Here is a 16,852-nt window from a genome sequence, read left to right as displayed (position 1 = left end):
GCGAGAGCAAGGCAGCGCAGCAATCCCCGCCCGACACACATCCATCCCTACCCCAGCAACTCCGCAAGCCAGCGGGCATCGAGATGCTTCTCCAGGTCGCTCGCGATCTCATCCAGCGCCCGCTCGACGCTCTCGCGGTAATTCCGCCGCTCGCCGGAGAGGCCGAAGCTTTGAAGCAGCCAGGCGCGATAGGCGTCGCTGTCGAAGAGCCCGTGCAGATAGGTGCCCATGATCCGGCCGTCGGCCGAAAGCGCCCCGTCGGGTGCTCCATCGACGATGGACGAAGGCCGGTCGCAATCCGGGCCGTGGGTGATGCCGAGGTGGATCTGGTAGCCGACAAGCGGCGCGTCGTATTCGGTCGAGCGGGCATGGCTGTTGCGCACGATTTTTTCAGGCACCATCTCGGTCTCGACGTCGAGAAGCCCAAGCCCTGGCGCCTTGAGCGTCCCGCCCTCGATACCGAGCGGATCATGCACCGTGCGGCCGAGCATCTGGTAACCGCCGCAAATGCCGATCACCCGGCCGCCGCGCCTGACATGCGCCCGGAGATCCCGGTCCCAGCCTTGAACCCTGAAGTCGGCGAGATCCGATATCGTCGATTTCGAGCCGGGAAGAATGACCAGGCCTGCATCGGCAGGCAGCCGTTCGCCTGATCGCACGAAGACCAGTTCGACGTCCGGTTCAGCCCGCAGCGGGTCGAGATCGTCGAAATTGGCGATGCGCGGCAGCACCGGCACAGCGATCTTCAGTGCGCCCGCCCCGCCCTTTGCCAGCCGTTCGAGCACGACCGAATCTTCGGCCGGCAGGCGTGCCGCACCCGGCAGCCACGGCACGACGCCGAAACACGGCCAGCCGGTAAAGCCTTCGACCGCGCGAATGCCGTCGTCAAACAGCGAGATGTCGCCGCGGAACTTGTTGATGATATAGCCCGCAATCATCGCCCGGTCGCCCTCATCGAGGATTGCATGCGTGCCGACCAGCGAGGCGATGACACCGCCGCGGTCGATATCGCCGACGAGCACGACAGGCACGCCGGCACGCGTTGCAAAACCCATATTGGCGATATCGCCGGCTCTGAGATTGATCTCGGCCGGCGATCCGGCACCCTCGACGATAACGAGATCGGCGCCCGCAGCGACTTTTTCGAAGCTTTCCAGCACCGCGCCGAGCAGCTGCGGCTTCAGCCGCTGATAGTCCCGCCCCTTCGCCTGCCCGAATACCCTGCCCTGCACGATGATCTGGCTGCCGTTTTCCGATTGCGGCTTGAGCAGCACCGGGTTCATGTGCACCGAGGACGGCGCGCGCGCCGCCAGCGACTGCAGCCACTGCGCCCGGCCGATCTCGCCACCGTCATCGGCAACCGCTGCATTGTTCGACATGTTCTGCGGCTTGAACGGCCGCACAGTAAGCCCGCGATTGGCCGCCAGCCGGCAAAGACCGGCGACCAGCACCGTCTTTCCGACATCCGAGCCGGTTCCCTGCAGCATGATCGCTCTTGCCATGGTGGCCGCCTTTCGCTGAGGCGAGGCCTACAATGGGCGACGACGCCGGGTCAAGGCGTGCCCTCGGTCAAGATCTGCCCTGAGTCAGGACGTGACCCTGCTCAAGCTTCCCGCAGAAACGCGAAAACCGCGCATGGCCTTAGCTCTGCGCGGTTTGCCGAAAACTCTGGCGTCTTCGCCCCTACACGGCGAAGCTCGCTTTCCCCGAACGCACTACCTGAACCGGAGAAGCGGCGGTCATTGCCGCCACGACCCAACTGATAACGGCACATTCTTACCGGAGAGTTATTGAAGGCTTACGCAAATGTTAATTTCGATCTTTTTTGACTTACTCGCCGAAATTTCTGCCGAAGATCCGCCGGCGATCGCCAAGAGCGTGCAGTTCGCTCAAAGGGGCCATTTTCGGGATGTTGAGATAAATTATTGGAATTCAAGCATTTAGTCTTACAACCATCAGCAGAAGATAGTTGATTTCTGCGCGCGAACGCGTAGGCTTCCCAAAAACGCCATTTTCGAGCCATGACCTGCGATAAGCTGCCGGAGCCCGCAAGGACGAAAGGCGCTCGTGAACCGGAAATGTCTGTCGCGGCATCGCCCGCAAGGCATTTCCCTTCGGGCGCCGGAGAAACTTGCGGCTGATTTTCCGCCCCGGCTGTGCGTCCATAAATTCAAAGCCTCACAGCGTCCTCAGCGCATCGCAAAAGACGCGGCGCTGTAAAGAAGAATTCGGGGAATGACGATGAAGACGTTTCTGATTCCGGCCGTCTTTGCCGCGGCTCTTTCTACCGTCGTGCCGGCCGAAGCCGCAGAATGCGGCAAGGTTTCGATCGCTGAGATGAAATGGGCCTCGGCCGGCATTGCGGCGAATTTCGACAAGATCATCCTGGAAAAGGGCTACGGCTGCTCCGTCACCATCGTCGACGGCGACACCCTGCCGACCTTTGCCTCGATGAACGAGAAGGGCACCCCCGACATTGCCTCGGAATACTGGATCAATTCCGTCAGGGCCTTGCTCGATCAGGCCGTCAACACCGGCCGGCTGGTGCAGGGAGCCGAGATCCTGGCCGACGGCGCCGTCGAGGGCTGGTGGATCCCGAAATTCATCGCCGACGCCAATCCCGACATCCGCTCGGTTGAAGATGCAATGAGGCATCCGGAACTTTTCCCCGCCGAAGACGGTGCGTCGAAGGGCGCGGTCTACAATTGTCCCGCCGACTGGAGCTGCCAGATATCGACCACCAACCTGTTCAAGGCGCTTGCCGCGGACAAGAAAGGCTTCGAACTCGTCGAGACCGGCAGCCCCGAACAGTTGGACGCTTCGATCGCCCACGCCTTCGACAACAAGGTCGGCTGGCTCGGTTATTACTGGGCGCCGACGGCTATCCTCGGCAAATACGACATGACGCGGCTGAGCTTCGGCGTCGGCCACAACAAGGCCGAGTGGGACCGCTGCACGGCGGTTGCCGGCTGCATCAGGCCGGAACTCAATTCCTACCCGGTGTCGCGCGCCTTCACCTTGATGACCAGGTCTTTTGCCAGCCGTGCCGGGCCTGTCACCACCTATCTCAAAACCCGCAAATGGGACAATCAGACGATCAACCAGGTGCTTGCCTGGCAGGACGAAAACCGCGAGAGCAACGAGGATGCCGCGATCCATTTCCTTCGCAATTACGAGGGCCTATGGATGAAATGGGTTCCCGCCGATATAGCCGAGAAGGTCAAGGCGAGCTTATAACGGCGAAAACACCATCAAGCATGGACGATTCGAGATGACAGGCAACGTTCCCTTTCCCGACCGCGATACCGTTGCGGAAAAGCTCGCCGCGCTGTCGGAGACGGACAAATCATATCTGACGCTGCTCATGGAAAATGTCGCTCAGGACGACAACCTGCTTGACGGCCTGCGCCGCCATCTCGATCTGGCAGCCGGTTCGCGGTTCCTGAACTCGCTGAAGCTCGAAAATCTCGGAGTATGGCTCGGAGCTCAAGCGCCGGATCGACTGCAGATCCGGCTGATGGAAACTGCCCGCTCAAGCCAGCATCCCGCCTACCAGGCCTTCCGGACCGGTCTTGACCGATCCGGCGGCCTGGAAAAGGCTTATCCCCCGGTCAACCCTTGATCCGGCCCGGTCAATTTGATCCGGTCCCGGTCAATTAATTGATCCGGCGATCCCCCAGAGGAAATCTGAACGATCATTACTTCTTTGCGGCGCGGTCAACCGAGCGGCCGGCATCCTGGGTAGCGTTCACGGTGTTTGCCGTATCTTTTCCTATGCCGCGAATCGTGTTGCCGCAGGAGGAAAGGGCAAGAAGAACCATCAAGGCTGCGGCAATTTTGGCCGTTGTCGTCATTTCGAATATCCTTGTTTGAAATCAACCCCGAACGGGACTTATGCCGTTCGCGCCGATAACGCACAAGGGGACAAAAGGTTCAACGCCTGAACGAGATCATCAGGCGGCGACCGCCTTCGCTCTCTCGGCGAAGGCGCCGCGAATGCTGTCGGCCACCGTCTCGATCGGCCCCGACACCTGCGAAGCGGTCAGCAGGCGGATATCGAAAGCGCCGAGTTCCGGCAGGCCTTCCTGCGGGCCGAGTATCGCCATGTCCTCATTGATATAGGACAGCGGCAGCGGCGCAATGGCGAGATCGGAGAGCACGGCGGCGCGCTGCGCCATGGTGTGGCCGCTGAGATAGGCGACGCGATAGTGCCGCTTGTTGCGTTCGAGCTGGGAAAGAGCCTCCTGGCGCCAGATGCAGCCATCCTCCCAGATCGAGATCGGCAGCGGATCGCGACGATGTGCCGAACCGCACCGGGCGCCGGCCCAGACCAGCCGCTCACGGAATACCACCTCGCCGCCTGTGGGGAACGGCCGCGTCGCACAGTTGATCAAGGCCAGGTCGAGCCGCTGCTCCTCCATGCGCTTCTTCAAGCCCATACTCATGTCGATCGTCACGTCGACCATGATGCCGGGATAACTCTCGGCGAAACTCTTCAGGATGCTCGGCAGCAGCCGCTCGCCGATATCCTCCGGCGCGCCGAGCCTGACGACACCGCTGAGTTCCGGCATGATGAAGCGCGACACCGCCTCGTTCGACAGTGCCAGGATATTGCGGGCGTAGGACAACAGCATTTCGCCATGGCGCGTCAGCGATACCGAGCGGGCGTCACGCAAAAACAGCGTCGCGCCCAGTTGCTCCTCAAGCTTCTTGATCTGCATCGACACTGCCGACGGCGTGCGGAAGACCGCCTCCGCGGCTGTGGAAAAATTGCCTGTCTCGGCGATGGCGACGAAGGTACGCAGCACATCGTTGTCAAGCAGCGGAATGGGACGGCGAAAGGGAAGGCTCATCGTCGCATCTTTCAATTTTTCTGATTTATAACCCAATATCATTTTGTTTGATTGAATGTCAATCGCGCGCCATATTTCGAGGGGTCAGCAGCCGATGCAGCAAAAAGAGGCCCCGACATGTGGAACATGAGCATCTGGAATATCGTACAGGCTCTTTCCGCGTTCAAGTCGCAGAGGCGCAGGGATGCGAACCATGAGCATGCGCTCCGGCAGCTGAGGCGTTTTCCGTCGCATCTGCTGGCTGATTGTCAGCCCAAGATAGAGTTGACGGTCGCCGCCTCCGCCGCTAGCCGAACCGCTGCTGAAGATTGTAGGATCGGCGTGCCTTATCGGATGCGCACATCCGGAAACATCCGTCCATCAAAAAGCTTGCGCGCCCTTCTGATCGTCCGCACCCCCTGACCATTAACCGCCGGATCCAGCAGATCTCGCCGGTCGAGCGGCGATCACATCCCGCCCAGCAGCTTGAACGCGATGATCCACATGATGAAAGCGACGAGCGTTTCCAGCATCCGCCAGGATGAAGGTTTCGAGAAGATCGGCCGCAGCCATGTCGCGCCATAGCCGAGGGAAAAGAAGAACAGGAAGGAACCTGTCACCGCCCCCGCGGCAAACGAAGCCTGTTGCCCGGGATAGCGCGTCGAGATCGTGCCGAGCAGCACGACCGTATCGAGATAGACATGCGGATTGAGCCAGGTGAGCGCCAGGCAGGTCGCGAGCGTCTGCCGGAAACTCGCCGTTTTGGTCTCCGCTGCGGCCAGGGTCGCGGATGACCGGAGGGCGGAATAGAGGCTTTTCGCCCCATACCAGGCCAGAAACGCCGCTCCCCCATAACGCATGACCGGATCGAGCCACGGCATGAAGCGGGCGATCTGCTGCAGGCTGGTGACGCCGAGCACGATCAGCACTGCATCCGACAAGGCGCAGGCGAAGCAGACGGCGAACACGTGTTCGTTGCGCAGGCCCTGGCGCAAGATGAAGGCGTTCTGTGCGCCAATCGCAACGATCAGGCTGAGGCCCACCATCAGGCCGGTAAAATAGATCGAAAAATTCATCGTTTCGGCAAACGCCCCAGACTTCGGTGGGGGTTGCAGTATCGCCATTCGTTGAATTAGGCTAATTAAACCAACTTATCCAAAGTAAGCATATCTAATCCATGCTCGACTATCCCGCTCTCCGCGCCGTCGCAACAATCGTCCAGACGGGCAGCTTCGAGAAAGCTGCGACCGTGCTGAACGTCACGCCGTCGGCCATATCGCAGCGTGTCAAGCAGCTTGAAGAGCGCCTCGGCACTGTCCTCATCGTCAGAGGCGCTCCCTGCACAGCGACCGAAAAGGGAGAATGGCTCTGCCGCCATATGGAGAATGTCGGCATGCTCGAAGCCGAACTCTTCGGGCAGCTGCCGGCTCTCGTCCATCCCGACGAGCCACGCCAAAGGGTGACGCTCCAGATCGCGACCAATGCCGACAGCCTCGGGACATGGTTCGTCGAGGCCATGTCGAACTTCGCCAGGAACTCTTCCCATCTCTTGAACATCGCCGTCGACGACCAGGATCACACCGCCGAATGGCTGCAGCGCGGGCGGGTGATAGCAGCCGTCACCAGCCTGGAAAAACCGGTCCGCGGATGCCGGCGCTTTGCCCTCGGCGTGTTGCGCTACCACGCCACAGCAACACCGGACTTCGTCACCCGCCACTTTCCGAATGGCGTCACCGACGAGGCGATCCGCAACGCGCCTGCCCTGACCTTCAACCAGAAGGACAGGCTGCAGAGCAGTTGGGTGAGGCAGACATTCGGACACGATCTCGATTATCCCACCCACTGGCTGCCGTCGCCGCAAAGTTTCGTCGAGGCCACCCTTTCGGGCATGGCCTGGGGCATGAACCCGACCCAGCTGACCCGCGAGCATCTCGCCTCGGGACGGCTCGTCGAACTCGTTCCCGACACGCCGCTCGATGTCCCGCTCTACTGGCAGATAAACCGTCTCGCCGCCGATCGCCTGGCGGAACTGACGCGCGAGGTCATCACCGTGGCCAAGCGCAATCTCTGAAGCGTCGCTCAGAACAAACAGCGGCTCAAAGCAGGCGCTGTCATACGTAAGCCGTGCGGCTGCCGAACTCGCTGGCCTCGGTCTTGCTGCTCTCGGACGCCTCGAGCTTGGCAATCCTGGCTTCCAGCGTCTCGATGGATTTTTCGATTGTGGCCTTCTTCTCCTCGTCCTGTGTCTGCGACAGCGCTGCTTTCTTTCCGGCAAGTTGCGCATCGAGAGAAGCGAGCTGATCGGACGAACTGGAAGACGAGGTTGACGCGGCTGAACTCAAAAGGGTGGACGCAGAACTGGAAATTGCGCTGACCATAAGCATGACTTTCGATGGTGGAATGTCACCTTCTAGGCCGCGATCGGGAAACGTCCGACGAATAAAGCACTTCTCGGTACCATTTTTGTATTGATCATTGCGCATCGCCAAACCCGGTGCGCTTTGCGCCCCTACGCGATAGCGATAATCTCCAGCTCCTGGCCACCCGTTTCCACCACATCGCCAACCGCCTTTCCCATCAGCAACCGGGCCACCGGCGAGACATAGGAAATCGATCCGGCCTTGGGATCGGCTTCGTCCTCGCCGACGATCCGATAGGTCTGCACGCGCCCGTCGTCACGGCTGAAGGTCACCGTGCTGCCGAAGGCGACAATGGCAATTGACGTGGGGTCAGGCATGAGCTGGGCGGTGCGCAGCCTTGCCGCGAGGTAGCGCAGATCGCGCAAAGGACCCGCCGCCTGCCGCCGCCGTTCGTTGACGTCTTCGATGGGGTTCGCTGCATCATAGGCCTCGCGCGCCCGCTGGAACTGCAATTCCAGTGCCTTCAACCCCGCCTCCGTGACCAGGTTCAGATGCGGCGAAACCGGACGATCGGGCAGCAGGGTTTCCGAAGCGGTTTCGAAACTCTCTTCCTTGGTGAAGGCGACGGCCAATTCTATACTCCGTTTTGGGCGCGGTGCCCTTTAGTTGACGGGCGAACCGCCCATATTTGAGACCATACATACACCGGCTGCAGCCGAACCGCCAATCTCGACCTGTCGGCGGCGACGCCGGCAATGGGGAGCGTCCTGCGCCGCATGGCGTTCAGACCCCTGATGCATCGAGGCTGAGGAGGATCGAATGCCCGGCGAGCAGCGGAAAGGCCATGACGAAGTCTGGAGCGAGACATGCCTTCGCTCCTGACCGACGTCATGCCGCTGACGCCTAGCTGGTGGGATATCGCCGCCCGCATCATGCTGACGGTGATTGCCGGCGGCCTTATCGGCCTCGACCGCGAGCGCGGCGGCCATGCCGCGGGCTTCAGGACCACGATCCTGGTGGCGCTTGCCGCCTGCATTGCGATGGTCCAGGCGAACCTGCTTCTGTCGACCTACGGGAAAACCTTCAGTTATTTCACGCAGATGGACGTGCTGCGCTTTCCCCTCGGCGTCCTCACAGGCGTCGGCTTCATCGGCGGCGGAGCAATCCTCAGGCGCGGCGACATGATGACCGGCGTCACCACGGCGGCGACCCTGTGGTTCATGACGGTGGTCGGTCTCTGCTTCGGCGGCGGCCAGATCGTCACAGGGACAGTGGCAACCGTCGTTGCCTTCATCGTGCTGTCGCCGCTGAAACGCCTGGACACCTGGCTGCGCTGCGAACGCAAGGCGACGCTCGTCGTCTACGGCTCGAGCGCCGATATTCCCGACCTGTCAGATGTGCTGGGATCTCTTGAATGCAGCGCATTGTTCGTTTCGCTGGGACAGACCGAAGATGGCCGGATCGGGGTGACGTTCGAATTGCGTTGGATGGCGAAAGATCCGGATGCATCAGCACGCGCAATTCTTTTCGCCGTCGCCGAGACGCACGAGGTCGCGAATTTTTCGATGCATTCTACGACGACGTGAACGGACGCCGCCGCCGTCGCTACCGCTGTCTCGACCTATTTGGAGGCGTGCTCCGGTTTACCCTTTCTTTTGGTGGATGCGAACTCCTCGAGCTGCTTCTCGCTCATGGATTCCTCCATCTGCTTCGAAGCACCCTTCAGCTCCCTCTTGGGCGTCTCGCCGCGCTTGGCCGAGAGTGCGGCACCCGCCGCCTTCTGCTGGGCCTTGGACTTGGCCGGCATATCGATCTCCTTCTCGTTGGCATCAACCGCTCTCAAAGCTTCCTGAGTTCGTCTGGCTTGTGCGCGGCTCGTTTTCCCGATTTGTCGCTCTGGACGATATATTGCGGTTCCGCCGGCGACGCTTTCACCGTGTGATCTTTGATCTTCGTCGGGCTGGTCTGCTTCTTGACCACCCTGCCCTCGGTCTTTCCCTGGCTGGTATCCCAGCTCACTTCGTCGCCCTTTTTCAATTGCCTGGACATGTGGGTTTCCTTGCGGCGAGGAGGCTGCGGCAAAAGCCGCAGCCGACCGCTCGTCAGTTGATGGTGGCCCACTGGCTGCGGACATCCCTGGCGTTTTTCGACAGGTGAACATGCGCGTCGACGTGATCGACCCAATCGATCGGGATCAGGTGATGCTTGCCGTCCTCCGAGTCGGTTTTCGTCAGCTTGATGCGGGTGGGACCATCGAGATGATCGACCGTCCCGACATGAGTGCCGTCGGCCGTCAGCACTTCCATATGTTCGCGAATCTGATCTGCGGAAATCATCGTTTCCTCCTTTGCGTCATTGTCAACTACGAAGCGGCAACGAGGTGGAGCGGACTTAGTTCCGAGTCGCCTCTCCGTGCCTCGATTTGGCATTTTGCAACCCCGCAAAGTTCAGCGCGTCGGCCCCTCGGGCAAACGCTGATCATTCAATATCTCTGATGTTATCCATAAGCTCTATTCGTTTGAATGATGGGTCCCGGAGGCCCATATTGTGATCACGGACATGGACGAACCTCCCATCGATGACCATGCCCCGACCTAAAGAAAGGAACCGGAAAATGACCACGCTCACCTATCGCGGTGGCGGCAAGCCCTTCACCTCCGGCGCAGGCCGCTTCGATCTTGCATATCATGCCCGCAAGCTCGTGCTTGCCTGGACACGCTGGCGGACCGCCCGCGAAATCGAAGCCATGCCCTTCGACATCCGCAAGGACATTGGCTGGCCGAGCACGGACGACAACAAACACCGGACCGTTTAATGAATGCGACATTCCTCTCAAGATGACGGCGGCGTCTGCATCAAGCGGCGCCGCCTTTTCCATCTTCAGAACGCGTAGGATTCGCCCCGGCTTTCACTCCCAACGGCTGACTCTATCTGTTTTCCTGGTAAATGCCGAAGCAAACGATTTCGCGCGAAATTGGAGTAGCGTCAGGCGGCCCTGTGCGCTGCGCGTGTAGACGAGATCCGAAGGGCCGACGTAGCGATCCCACAGCTGGGCGAAATGCATGGCATCCTCCCTTTTCCGACCGATGATCGAAGGGACTGCATGATAATCCACCCGGTTCAGCCGCCAGAATTTTGACGACCTGACGAGAATGTAGCGAGGATTCTGTGGTGGAACGAGAACTTCTCGCAGAGCGTCGAGAAAGTGAGATCGTTCGATCGTCGTAGCACCCTCAAGCCGGCAGTAAATGATGCCGTTTTGGTCGAGCGTTGCCTCGACGCTCATTTTTCCAAGCTCGCTCCTTATGACGCTCATATTATGCAGCGTCTCCAGAACGGTTTTCCCCACCTGCTTCATGCTTCCCTCAAGGGAGCCATTCCGCAGCAGCAACAGACTGGCTTTGAATGCGCCCGGCAAACAATAGATAGCCATCATTGAGAACATAACGAATAGGAACAGCGCCAGTTGTTCGAGTAAACGAATATCCATATCCGAAAGCGTGTCCAGGAATGCGCTTAAGATCATTCCCGCAAGGGCGGCGCTTTGCGCATAAAGAAATTTGGTCGTATTCCAGTTGAGCAGCCCCTTGGGGGCATAGTTGCTTTCCAATGTTTCCTGCATCCTCGGAAAAGCACGATAGCTACGCAGCGCGCTATGCCATCGGACTTTCAGTGATTCGCGGTCTGCAGCGCCGCGTTCCATTATTTTGTTAATGTCGTCGACACCCCGCGCATTCCATTTTGCGGCACCGAGCATCAGCCGGTGAAAGCCGCTTTCGATCGACGGATGCTCACCGAAGGACAAACCCTCGAAGGTATAAAATCGGCGTTTCAGCGCATCGACGTCGCTGCCCAAGTCTATCGTCATGGTATCAAATGGATCGGGCGCCTTTCTATCGGTCGATTTCCTCCCGAACCGCAGCGGTATTCTCTGCTCAAACTTCTCAGGGTCGATGACCGCCAGATGCCAGACGTTCGCGGCCTTCTGAGGGCTTCGGGGGTCTGTGCGAATGGCGCGGCCTCGCATCTGATTGGAGAGTACATATGATCCCACCGTACTTGCCAGTATCAAAGTGTTTACGGAGGGGGCGTCCCATCCTTCACCCAGCAATGCCTGCGTGCCGACCAAAACCGTGATCCCACCGCGATTGAACAATTCGGTGATCATATGAACGCTATTGCGGCTCAGGGCACCGCTGATTTCAACGGCTAGAAAGCCGGCATCGAATGCCGTTTGTTGGTAACGGATATGTTCCCTACCGATGCCAAGATGGCCTGCGATCTCATCAAGAATTACTTTTGATTCCGCCGGAATGAGAATGAGACTCCCGGTCAGAATTCCGAGCTTGAGATCAAGTCCGGACCGCCGCAGCGTCTCGAAGATCGGCACGACACCCATCCTCTCGATGGGCGGAAGGTCCGCGGGGCCGGTGGGCAACGCATCCTTCCTGATGTAGTCGGAAAGGATAACCATACGGAGTTCGTCACGCATCGACGCGCTTTCGAGCCGGGTGATATCGACGATCGCGTTGAGCTTGCTGACACTCGATACCAGCAGCTTCTGAACCGACCGCGCATCCGTTAGCCGCACTCTGCCGTGCTCGACTCCCCTGATGTCCCTCAGCTTGCCTTCTTGGAGGCGGAGTACTTGTTCCGCTTCTTCGAAATCGTTGCGATAGGTGTAGATGACGCCGTTCAGCAACACCTCTATCCATTCAAGCGTCAGATCCGGTATTTCGCGCGCCTTGACGCCGAGAATGTCGAGAGTCGATTGCGGCAAGTCGACATATTGCGCATTCAGGAAGACCAGCATGCTGGAGAAAAAGCGTGCATCATCCAGTATATGCTCCACATTCTCGAGCGGCTGGGTAATCCATGGATGGTGCAGAATTGCCTGCTTGAATTCTGCACTTTTGAGCAGCGCCTCGATGAAGTCTCCGATCTGCGCGCGAAACTCTGCCAGCTTCTGTGCTTCCAACTCGCTCGGCAGGCTGAAGTGGACATAGTCCTGATGCGGGCAAAGATCGCCTTGCAGCACAAGTTCCGGCACGGAAATTTCACCGTCGATCGGCCCGCAAAGCGCCTGATAACGGTCCCACTCCAGGGGATCCACATCATAGGGCGGTGTAGCGGTTAGCGCTACGACCGTGGGCTTGCCCAATGCTTCCTTGAGCATCGTCAGCGCTTTCCACCACTCGTTTCTAAGGTGGTGCGCTTCATCGAGCACAAGGGTGCGAACCTTCTCTTCGCGCAGCTTCGCGATGATTTTCTTTCTCGCCCTCTCCGTCTCCTGCTTGCCCGTTTCGACGGATTGCACGCCGTCGCTGCCCTCCTCTTCACTGTCTATAATTTCTTCCTCGGCCGTATGACCCGAGAACGCCGCATGCAGAGCCTGATAGGTGATAATCGTGATAGTGCGAGGCGCTCTTACATCATGAGAAATCCAGTCCGGTTCACCAGCATTGGCGGGCAGGAACATCATGCGTAGCCGCTGCGACCATTGATCCCTGATGGTCTTGCTCGGGGCCAAGATCAAGGTCGCCTCACCAAGCCTGCGCATCACTTCAAGGCCCAAAATCGTTTTGCCTGAGCCGGGCGCTGCGACGATATGCAAACCATCATCGCTCATGAGATTTGTCAGATCATCAAGTATCTTCTGCTGATAAGCTCGCCAGGTGCCCTGAAAAGCGAGGTCCTTCATTCAATTCTGCCCTTTAGATTAAATGCGACGAGCCACTGTGAAAACTGCGACTAAAATTCTTCAGTGGCATTGCATCATCTTGGCGTGGTTCATGCAACGTCAGTGTCTAGAGGAAGTTTCAACGGCATCCGCCTCCCAAGATGAGGGCGGCGTCAGCATCACGCAACGCCGCCTTTTTCGTGCGCGCCCATTCGTTCCTCAGCCGTCTTCAGACTTGAATTTCAGTCCTCTATAACGCAACCCGCATCCGGCCCGTCCCTATTCCAGCGGTTTAACCGGTCAAAACGCGGTCAATGTCGCATATTTGCTCTTCCCGGCCGCATTTTTCCATGTCAGTGTCGCTTTCAGGACATCGGCGCGACGCATTCCGCGCAACGAATATGTCATCGTTCCTCGAGCATGGATTTCGCTATGAACAGGATGCAGATCAAGAAGCGTTCGCTGGTCTTCTTTATGGTACCGCAATTCACCATGCTGCCCTTTTCGGCGGCCGTGGACACTTTGCGCATCGCCAATCGCATGCTCGGCTATCAGGCCTATAGCTGGCGGCTCGCCTCCCTCGACGGGGAGAAGGTCTATTCCTCCTGCGGCATCGGCGTCGAGGCGAATTCCTCGCTCGCCGAGGAGCGCCGCCATCTCGGCGGCGAAAACCGGCCGGGCATGGTGCTCGTCTGTTCCGGCATCGATGTCGAGCAATTCAACAACAAGTCGGTCAATGCCTGGCTGCGCGAATGCTACAATCGCGGCGTCGCCGTCGGCAGCCTCTGTACGGGCGCGCATGTGCTGGCCCAGGCAGGGCTTTTGAACGGCAAGCGCTGCGCCATCCACTGGGAAAACCTGCCGGGCTTTTCGGAAGCCTTTCCGCAGGCGGAAGTCTATGCCGATCTCTATGAGATCGACGGCAATCTCTATACCTGCGCCGGCGGCACCGCCTCGCTCGACATGATGCTGAACCTCGTCGGCGAGGATTTCGGCGAAAGCCTCGTCAACCGCATCTGCGAACAGCACCTGACCGACCGCGTGCGCAACCCGCACGACCGCCAGCGCCTGCCGCTTCGCGCCCGTCTCGGCGTGCAGAACGCCAAGGTGCTGTCGATCATCGAACTGATGGAAGGCAATCTGGCCGAGCCGCTGTCGCTGATCGAGATCGCCGACGGTGCCGGCCTCTCGCGCCGCCAGATCGAGCGGCTGTTCCGCCAGGAGATGGGCCGCTCGCCGGCCCGCTACTATTTGGAAATCCGCCTCGACCGTGCCCGCCATCTTCTGGTGCAGTCCTCGATGCCCGTTGTCGAGGTCGCGGTCGCCTGCGGCTTCGTCTCGGCCTCGCATTTCTCCAAGTGTTATCGCGAACTCTACCATCGCTCGCCGCAGCAGGAGCGCGCTGAGCGCAAGATGACCATGGCGACCGCGCGCCAGCAGGCGGTCGCGGCCTGAGAGTTTGAAAGAGCGCGCCGCCTGACATGAAAGGGGGGCGCCTCGCCTGAATACCTTATTGCGCCGCTTCTTCCGTCATCCTGGCGTCGGAATAGACCTGGTTGCGGCCCCTGTGCTTAGCCATATAGAGGAACTGGTCGGCGGCGTTGAGATAGTTTTCGAAGGTTTCGTAGCCCTCGATTTCGGCGATGCCGATCGAAATCGTGACGCCGAGTTCCTCGTCGTCGGCGGTGACTTTCAGCCGGGAAATGTCGGAGCGAATTTCGTCGCAAAGCTTGGTCGCAGCAAGGGAATCCATCTGCGGGAAAAGGATGGCGAATTCCTCGCCGCCAAGCCGCGAGAGAAGATTGTCGCTGCCGTCGAAGATCGTGAACAGCCTGTTTGCGACAGCCTTCAGCACCTTGTCGCCGATCTCGTGGCCATAGGTGTCATTCAGCCGCTTGAAATGATCGATATCGAGAATGGCCACCGAACTCGGCACTTTCAGCCGCAGACACTCGTTCACCAGCTTCGGGCCGTTGTCGTAAAAATAGCGGCGGTTGTAGAGGCCGGTCAGGTAGTCGCAGGCCGCCGCCGCCCTCAGCTGCCGCATCTGCGCCAGCGTCTCGGCATTGTTGGCGATGCGGCATTGCAGCTCCTCGGCGACGAAAGGCCGGTAGACGAAATCGCTGGCGCCGGCCTTGAGGAAACTGGCAGACAGCATGCGGTCGTTGGAGGCGGAAACGCCGATGACGCGCAGCCTGTCGGAACCGAAACGATGGCGGATACGCCGCGTCAGTTCATAGCCGCTCATATCGGGCATGTGGTGGTCGGTGACGACCAGTTCGATATCGCTGTAGGCCTCGAGAGCGGCCAGCGCCTCAAGCCCTGAGCTTGCCTCGACGACGAGATATTGCTGCGCCTTCAGCAGATCGACCAGCACCCGGCGCGCGGAGACGACATCATCGACGACCAACACCCGCGTCTTGCGGTTGGAGATCGCGCGGCGGACGGTGGCGACCAGATTGTCGAGCGCGAATTCATTGTCCTTCAGCACGTAATCGATGACATTGCGCTCCATGATCTTGTTGCGCGTGTTGAGATCGAACGTGGCGGTGAAGACGATTGCCGGGATATCGTGCTCGATCGTGCAGTCGAGCGCTTCGCCATAGGGCGAATCCGGCAGGTTGAGATCGACGACAGCCATGGTGTAGCCGTGACCGTCCTCGGCAAGTTCTTTGCGAAGCGCCTTTAGCGAGGGGCAGGATTTGACCGCAAGGCCCAGTTCGGTCTGGAACCGATGGCAAAGCACGGCGGAAAACATCCGGGAATCTTCAACCAGAAGTATTTTGAGCCCCCCGGAGCGGAGCCCGATGCCATCCCGCTGAAAATCCGCTTGAAAAGCCACAGCCGCTAATCTCCCATGCGTCCGATGGCCTCGACTCGGCCCTCTTCCCGGCGGGGCGAACGATAACCGAGAGGCCTGCGCGCGTGAAGGGGACAAATAGCGGCGTTACTTGCAATTGCAGAAATTCGACGACGGTGTACTGCCGTCGTCTCCGCGCCTGTGGCGACGCCGATACTGGAAGGGCCGTCAGGCAACCGCCCGCTCCTTGCGCATCGACTGGATTTGCAACAGCGTGTCGAGGTTCTGGTTGACGCGGCAGTAGAACTCCTCGTCGATGAACGGGCGCAGCATGAAATCATTGCCGCCGGCCTTCAGGAAACGCGCCGAAAGCAACCGGTTCGAGGAGGAGGAAACGCCGATGATGCGCAGCTCGTGCGAGCCGATATTGGAGCGAATGCGCCGCGTCAGCTCGAAGCCGTCGATGTCGGGCATGTTGTAGTCGGTGATCATCAGGCCGATATCGCGGTTGGCCTTCAGGATCTCCAGCGCCTTGGCGCCGTTCTCGGCGGTACTGACACGGAAATTGTAGCGTTTCAGCCGGCTCGACAACAGCGCGCGGGCCGTCGCGCTGTCGTCGACGATCAGCACGTGGTGACGATGATTGGTCAGGAACCGGCAGATCGATTCCGCCAGAAGGTCGACGGCGAAGATGTTGTCCTTGAGGATATAATCGACAATGTCCTTGGCCATCAGCTTGTCGCGCATGCTTTCATGGAAGGTGCCGGTAAAGACGATTGTGGGTATGGAAAGATCGACCAGATATTCGAGCGCCTCGCCGTTTTCGGCGCCCGGCAGGTTGATGTTCGAGATTGCCAGCGTGATCGGATCGGAAGACTTGTCGTAGGAAAACTGCAGATCCTCGAAGCTGCGGCAGATCTCGACGTCAATGTCGAACAGCTCCTTGAGACGTTTGCTGATCATCGAGGTGAATACGTTGGAATCTTCCGCGACAATAATACGCGCACCGGCAAACATCTCCCCGGAATATTGCATCCCCGAAATACCTAGAAACGCCATAGCAAACCTTTGATGTAAATCTGTCCCCGGATCAAATTGGTACATCAATTGATTTGAGTAATTATTAATCGGCGCGCCTGGATATGAACCGAAGAAGCGGCCGGAAGAGGCTGCCTCGGAT

Annotated in this window: 19 protein-coding genes; 7 read left to right on the top strand and 12 right to left on the bottom strand. The window is 59.3% G+C overall.

Annotated features, from left to right (window positions below):
* Positions 1-47 precede the first annotated feature (47 nt).
* Complete coding sequence (locus tag AF337_RS08935) at positions 48-1,502, bottom strand: cobyric acid synthase (RefSeq protein WP_049731862.1); 1,455 nt, start codon at positions 1,500-1,502, stop codon at positions 48-50.
* Positions 1,503-2,235: 733 nt separating this feature from the next.
* Between AF337_RS08935 and AF337_RS08930 the strand changes: the two genes are divergently transcribed.
* A complete protein-coding gene (locus AF337_RS08930; protein ID WP_184343503.1) occupies positions 2,236-3,237 on the top strand; it encodes a glycine betaine ABC transporter substrate-binding protein in 1,002 nt (333 codons plus the stop codon).
* A gap of 34 nt (positions 3,238-3,271) precedes the next feature.
* Positions 3,272-3,622 (top strand): hypothetical protein, encoded by a 351-nt coding sequence (locus AF337_RS08925; RefSeq protein WP_049731861.1) that lies wholly within the window; start codon positions 3,272-3,274, stop codon positions 3,620-3,622.
* A 76-nt stretch (positions 3,623-3,698) separates the two neighbouring features.
* Here the strand turns inward: AF337_RS08925 and AF337_RS08920 are convergent, their stop codons facing one another.
* Together AF337_RS08920 and AF337_RS08915 are read right to left on the bottom strand one after the other, a co-directional pair.
* Positions 3,699-3,854, bottom strand: coding sequence for an entericidin domain-containing protein (locus tag AF337_RS08920; RefSeq protein WP_003540537.1), 156 nt, complete (start codon positions 3,852-3,854; stop codon positions 3,699-3,701).
* A 99-nt stretch (positions 3,855-3,953) separates the two neighbouring features.
* A complete protein-coding gene (locus AF337_RS08915) occupies positions 3,954-4,895 on the bottom strand; it encodes a LysR family transcriptional regulator (RefSeq protein ID WP_184343505.1) in 942 nt (313 codons plus the stop codon).
* Positions 4,896-4,970: 75 nt separating this feature from the next.
* Here AF337_RS08915 and AF337_RS08910 point away from each other — a divergent pair, with 75 nt between their 5' ends.
* Complete coding sequence (locus tag AF337_RS08910) at positions 4,971-5,255, top strand: hypothetical protein (protein ID WP_049731859.1); 285 nt, start codon at positions 4,971-4,973, stop codon at positions 5,253-5,255.
* Positions 5,256-5,299: 44 nt separating this feature from the next.
* Here AF337_RS08910 and AF337_RS08905 read toward each other — a convergent pair whose 3' ends face one another.
* Complete coding sequence (locus tag AF337_RS08905; RefSeq protein WP_049731858.1) at positions 5,300-5,908, bottom strand: LysE/ArgO family amino acid transporter; 609 nt, start codon at positions 5,906-5,908, stop codon at positions 5,300-5,302.
* Between the two features lie 101 nt (positions 5,909-6,009).
* Here AF337_RS08905 and AF337_RS08900 point away from each other — a divergent pair, with 101 nt between their 5' ends.
* Positions 6,010-6,903, top strand: coding sequence for a LysR family transcriptional regulator ArgP (locus AF337_RS08900; RefSeq protein WP_049731857.1), 894 nt, complete (start codon positions 6,010-6,012; stop codon positions 6,901-6,903).
* A gap of 40 nt (positions 6,904-6,943) precedes the next feature.
* On the opposite strand, the gene AF337_RS46245 is transcribed toward AF337_RS08900, so the two are convergent.
* Positions 6,944-7,216: a hypothetical protein gene (locus AF337_RS46245; RefSeq protein WP_425287884.1), complete on the bottom strand. Its 273-nt coding sequence runs from the start codon at positions 7,214-7,216 to the stop codon at positions 6,944-6,946.
* A gap of 125 nt (positions 7,217-7,341) precedes the next feature.
* Positions 7,342-7,824, bottom strand: a complete 483-nt coding sequence (greA, locus tag AF337_RS08890) for a transcription elongation factor GreA (RefSeq protein ID WP_049731856.1) — start codon at positions 7,822-7,824, stop codon at positions 7,342-7,344.
* A 234-nt stretch (positions 7,825-8,058) separates the two neighbouring features.
* Between greA and AF337_RS08885 the strand changes: the two genes are divergently transcribed.
* Entirely contained in the window at positions 8,059-8,778 is a 720-nt protein-coding gene (locus tag AF337_RS08885; RefSeq protein ID WP_049731855.1) for an MgtC/SapB family protein, read from the top strand.
* Positions 8,779-8,813: 35 nt separating this feature from the next.
* Here AF337_RS08885 and AF337_RS08880 read toward each other — a convergent pair whose 3' ends face one another.
* From AF337_RS08880 to AF337_RS08870, 3 genes are read right to left on the bottom strand one after another with little or no spacing between them, the layout of a single operon-like run.
* Positions 8,814-8,999 carry a DUF3008 family protein gene (locus tag AF337_RS08880; protein WP_049732037.1) on the bottom strand — a complete coding sequence of 62 codons (186 nt, stop codon included), beginning with the start codon at positions 8,997-8,999 and terminating at the stop codon, positions 8,814-8,816.
* Positions 9,000-9,031: 32 nt separating this feature from the next.
* On the bottom strand, positions 9,032-9,241 hold the full coding sequence (locus tag AF337_RS08875) for a hypervirulence associated TUDOR domain-containing protein (RefSeq protein WP_049731854.1): 210 nt from the start codon (positions 9,239-9,241) through the stop codon (positions 9,032-9,034).
* Between the two features lie 53 nt (positions 9,242-9,294).
* Positions 9,295-9,528, bottom strand: coding sequence for a DUF2171 domain-containing protein (locus AF337_RS08870; protein ID WP_049731853.1), 234 nt, complete (start codon positions 9,526-9,528; stop codon positions 9,295-9,297).
* A gap of 278 nt (positions 9,529-9,806) precedes the next feature.
* On the opposite strand from AF337_RS08870, the gene AF337_RS08865 reads away from it, so the two are divergent.
* Positions 9,807-10,007 carry a hypothetical protein gene (locus AF337_RS08865; RefSeq protein ID WP_049731852.1) on the top strand — a complete coding sequence of 67 codons (201 nt, stop codon included), beginning with the start codon at positions 9,807-9,809 and terminating at the stop codon, positions 10,005-10,007.
* 93 nt (positions 10,008-10,100) lie between these two features.
* Here AF337_RS08865 and AF337_RS08860 read toward each other — a convergent pair whose 3' ends face one another.
* Complete coding sequence (locus AF337_RS08860; RefSeq protein ID WP_049731851.1) at positions 10,101-12,893, bottom strand: DEAD/DEAH box helicase family protein; 2,793 nt, start codon at positions 12,891-12,893, stop codon at positions 10,101-10,103.
* A gap of 411 nt (positions 12,894-13,304) precedes the next feature.
* Here AF337_RS08860 and AF337_RS46475 point away from each other — a divergent pair, with 411 nt between their 5' ends.
* Positions 13,305-14,327 carry a GlxA family transcriptional regulator gene (locus tag AF337_RS46475; RefSeq protein WP_049732036.1) on the top strand — a complete coding sequence of 341 codons (1,023 nt, stop codon included), beginning with the start codon at positions 13,305-13,307 and terminating at the stop codon, positions 14,325-14,327.
* Between the two features lie 55 nt (positions 14,328-14,382).
* On the opposite strand, the gene AF337_RS08850 is transcribed toward AF337_RS46475, so the two are convergent.
* Both AF337_RS08850 and AF337_RS08845 read right to left on the bottom strand, forming a co-directional pair.
* The gene (locus AF337_RS08850) at positions 14,383-15,714 is read right to left on the bottom strand and encodes a diguanylate cyclase (protein ID WP_049731850.1); all 1,332 of its coding nucleotides are present in this window, start codon (positions 15,712-15,714) and stop codon (positions 14,383-14,385) included.
* A 186-nt stretch (positions 15,715-15,900) separates the two neighbouring features.
* Complete coding sequence (locus tag AF337_RS08845) at positions 15,901-16,731, bottom strand: response regulator (RefSeq protein ID WP_049731849.1); 831 nt, start codon at positions 16,729-16,731, stop codon at positions 15,901-15,903.
* Positions 16,732-16,852 lie beyond the last annotated feature (121 nt).

Origin of the sequence: Rhizobium ecuadorense, assembly GCF_001187535.1 — a bacterium.
Lineage (GTDB): Bacteria > Pseudomonadota > Alphaproteobacteria > Rhizobiales > Rhizobiaceae > Rhizobium > Rhizobium ecuadorense.
This window is presented reverse-complemented; position numbering and strand designations above follow the sequence as displayed.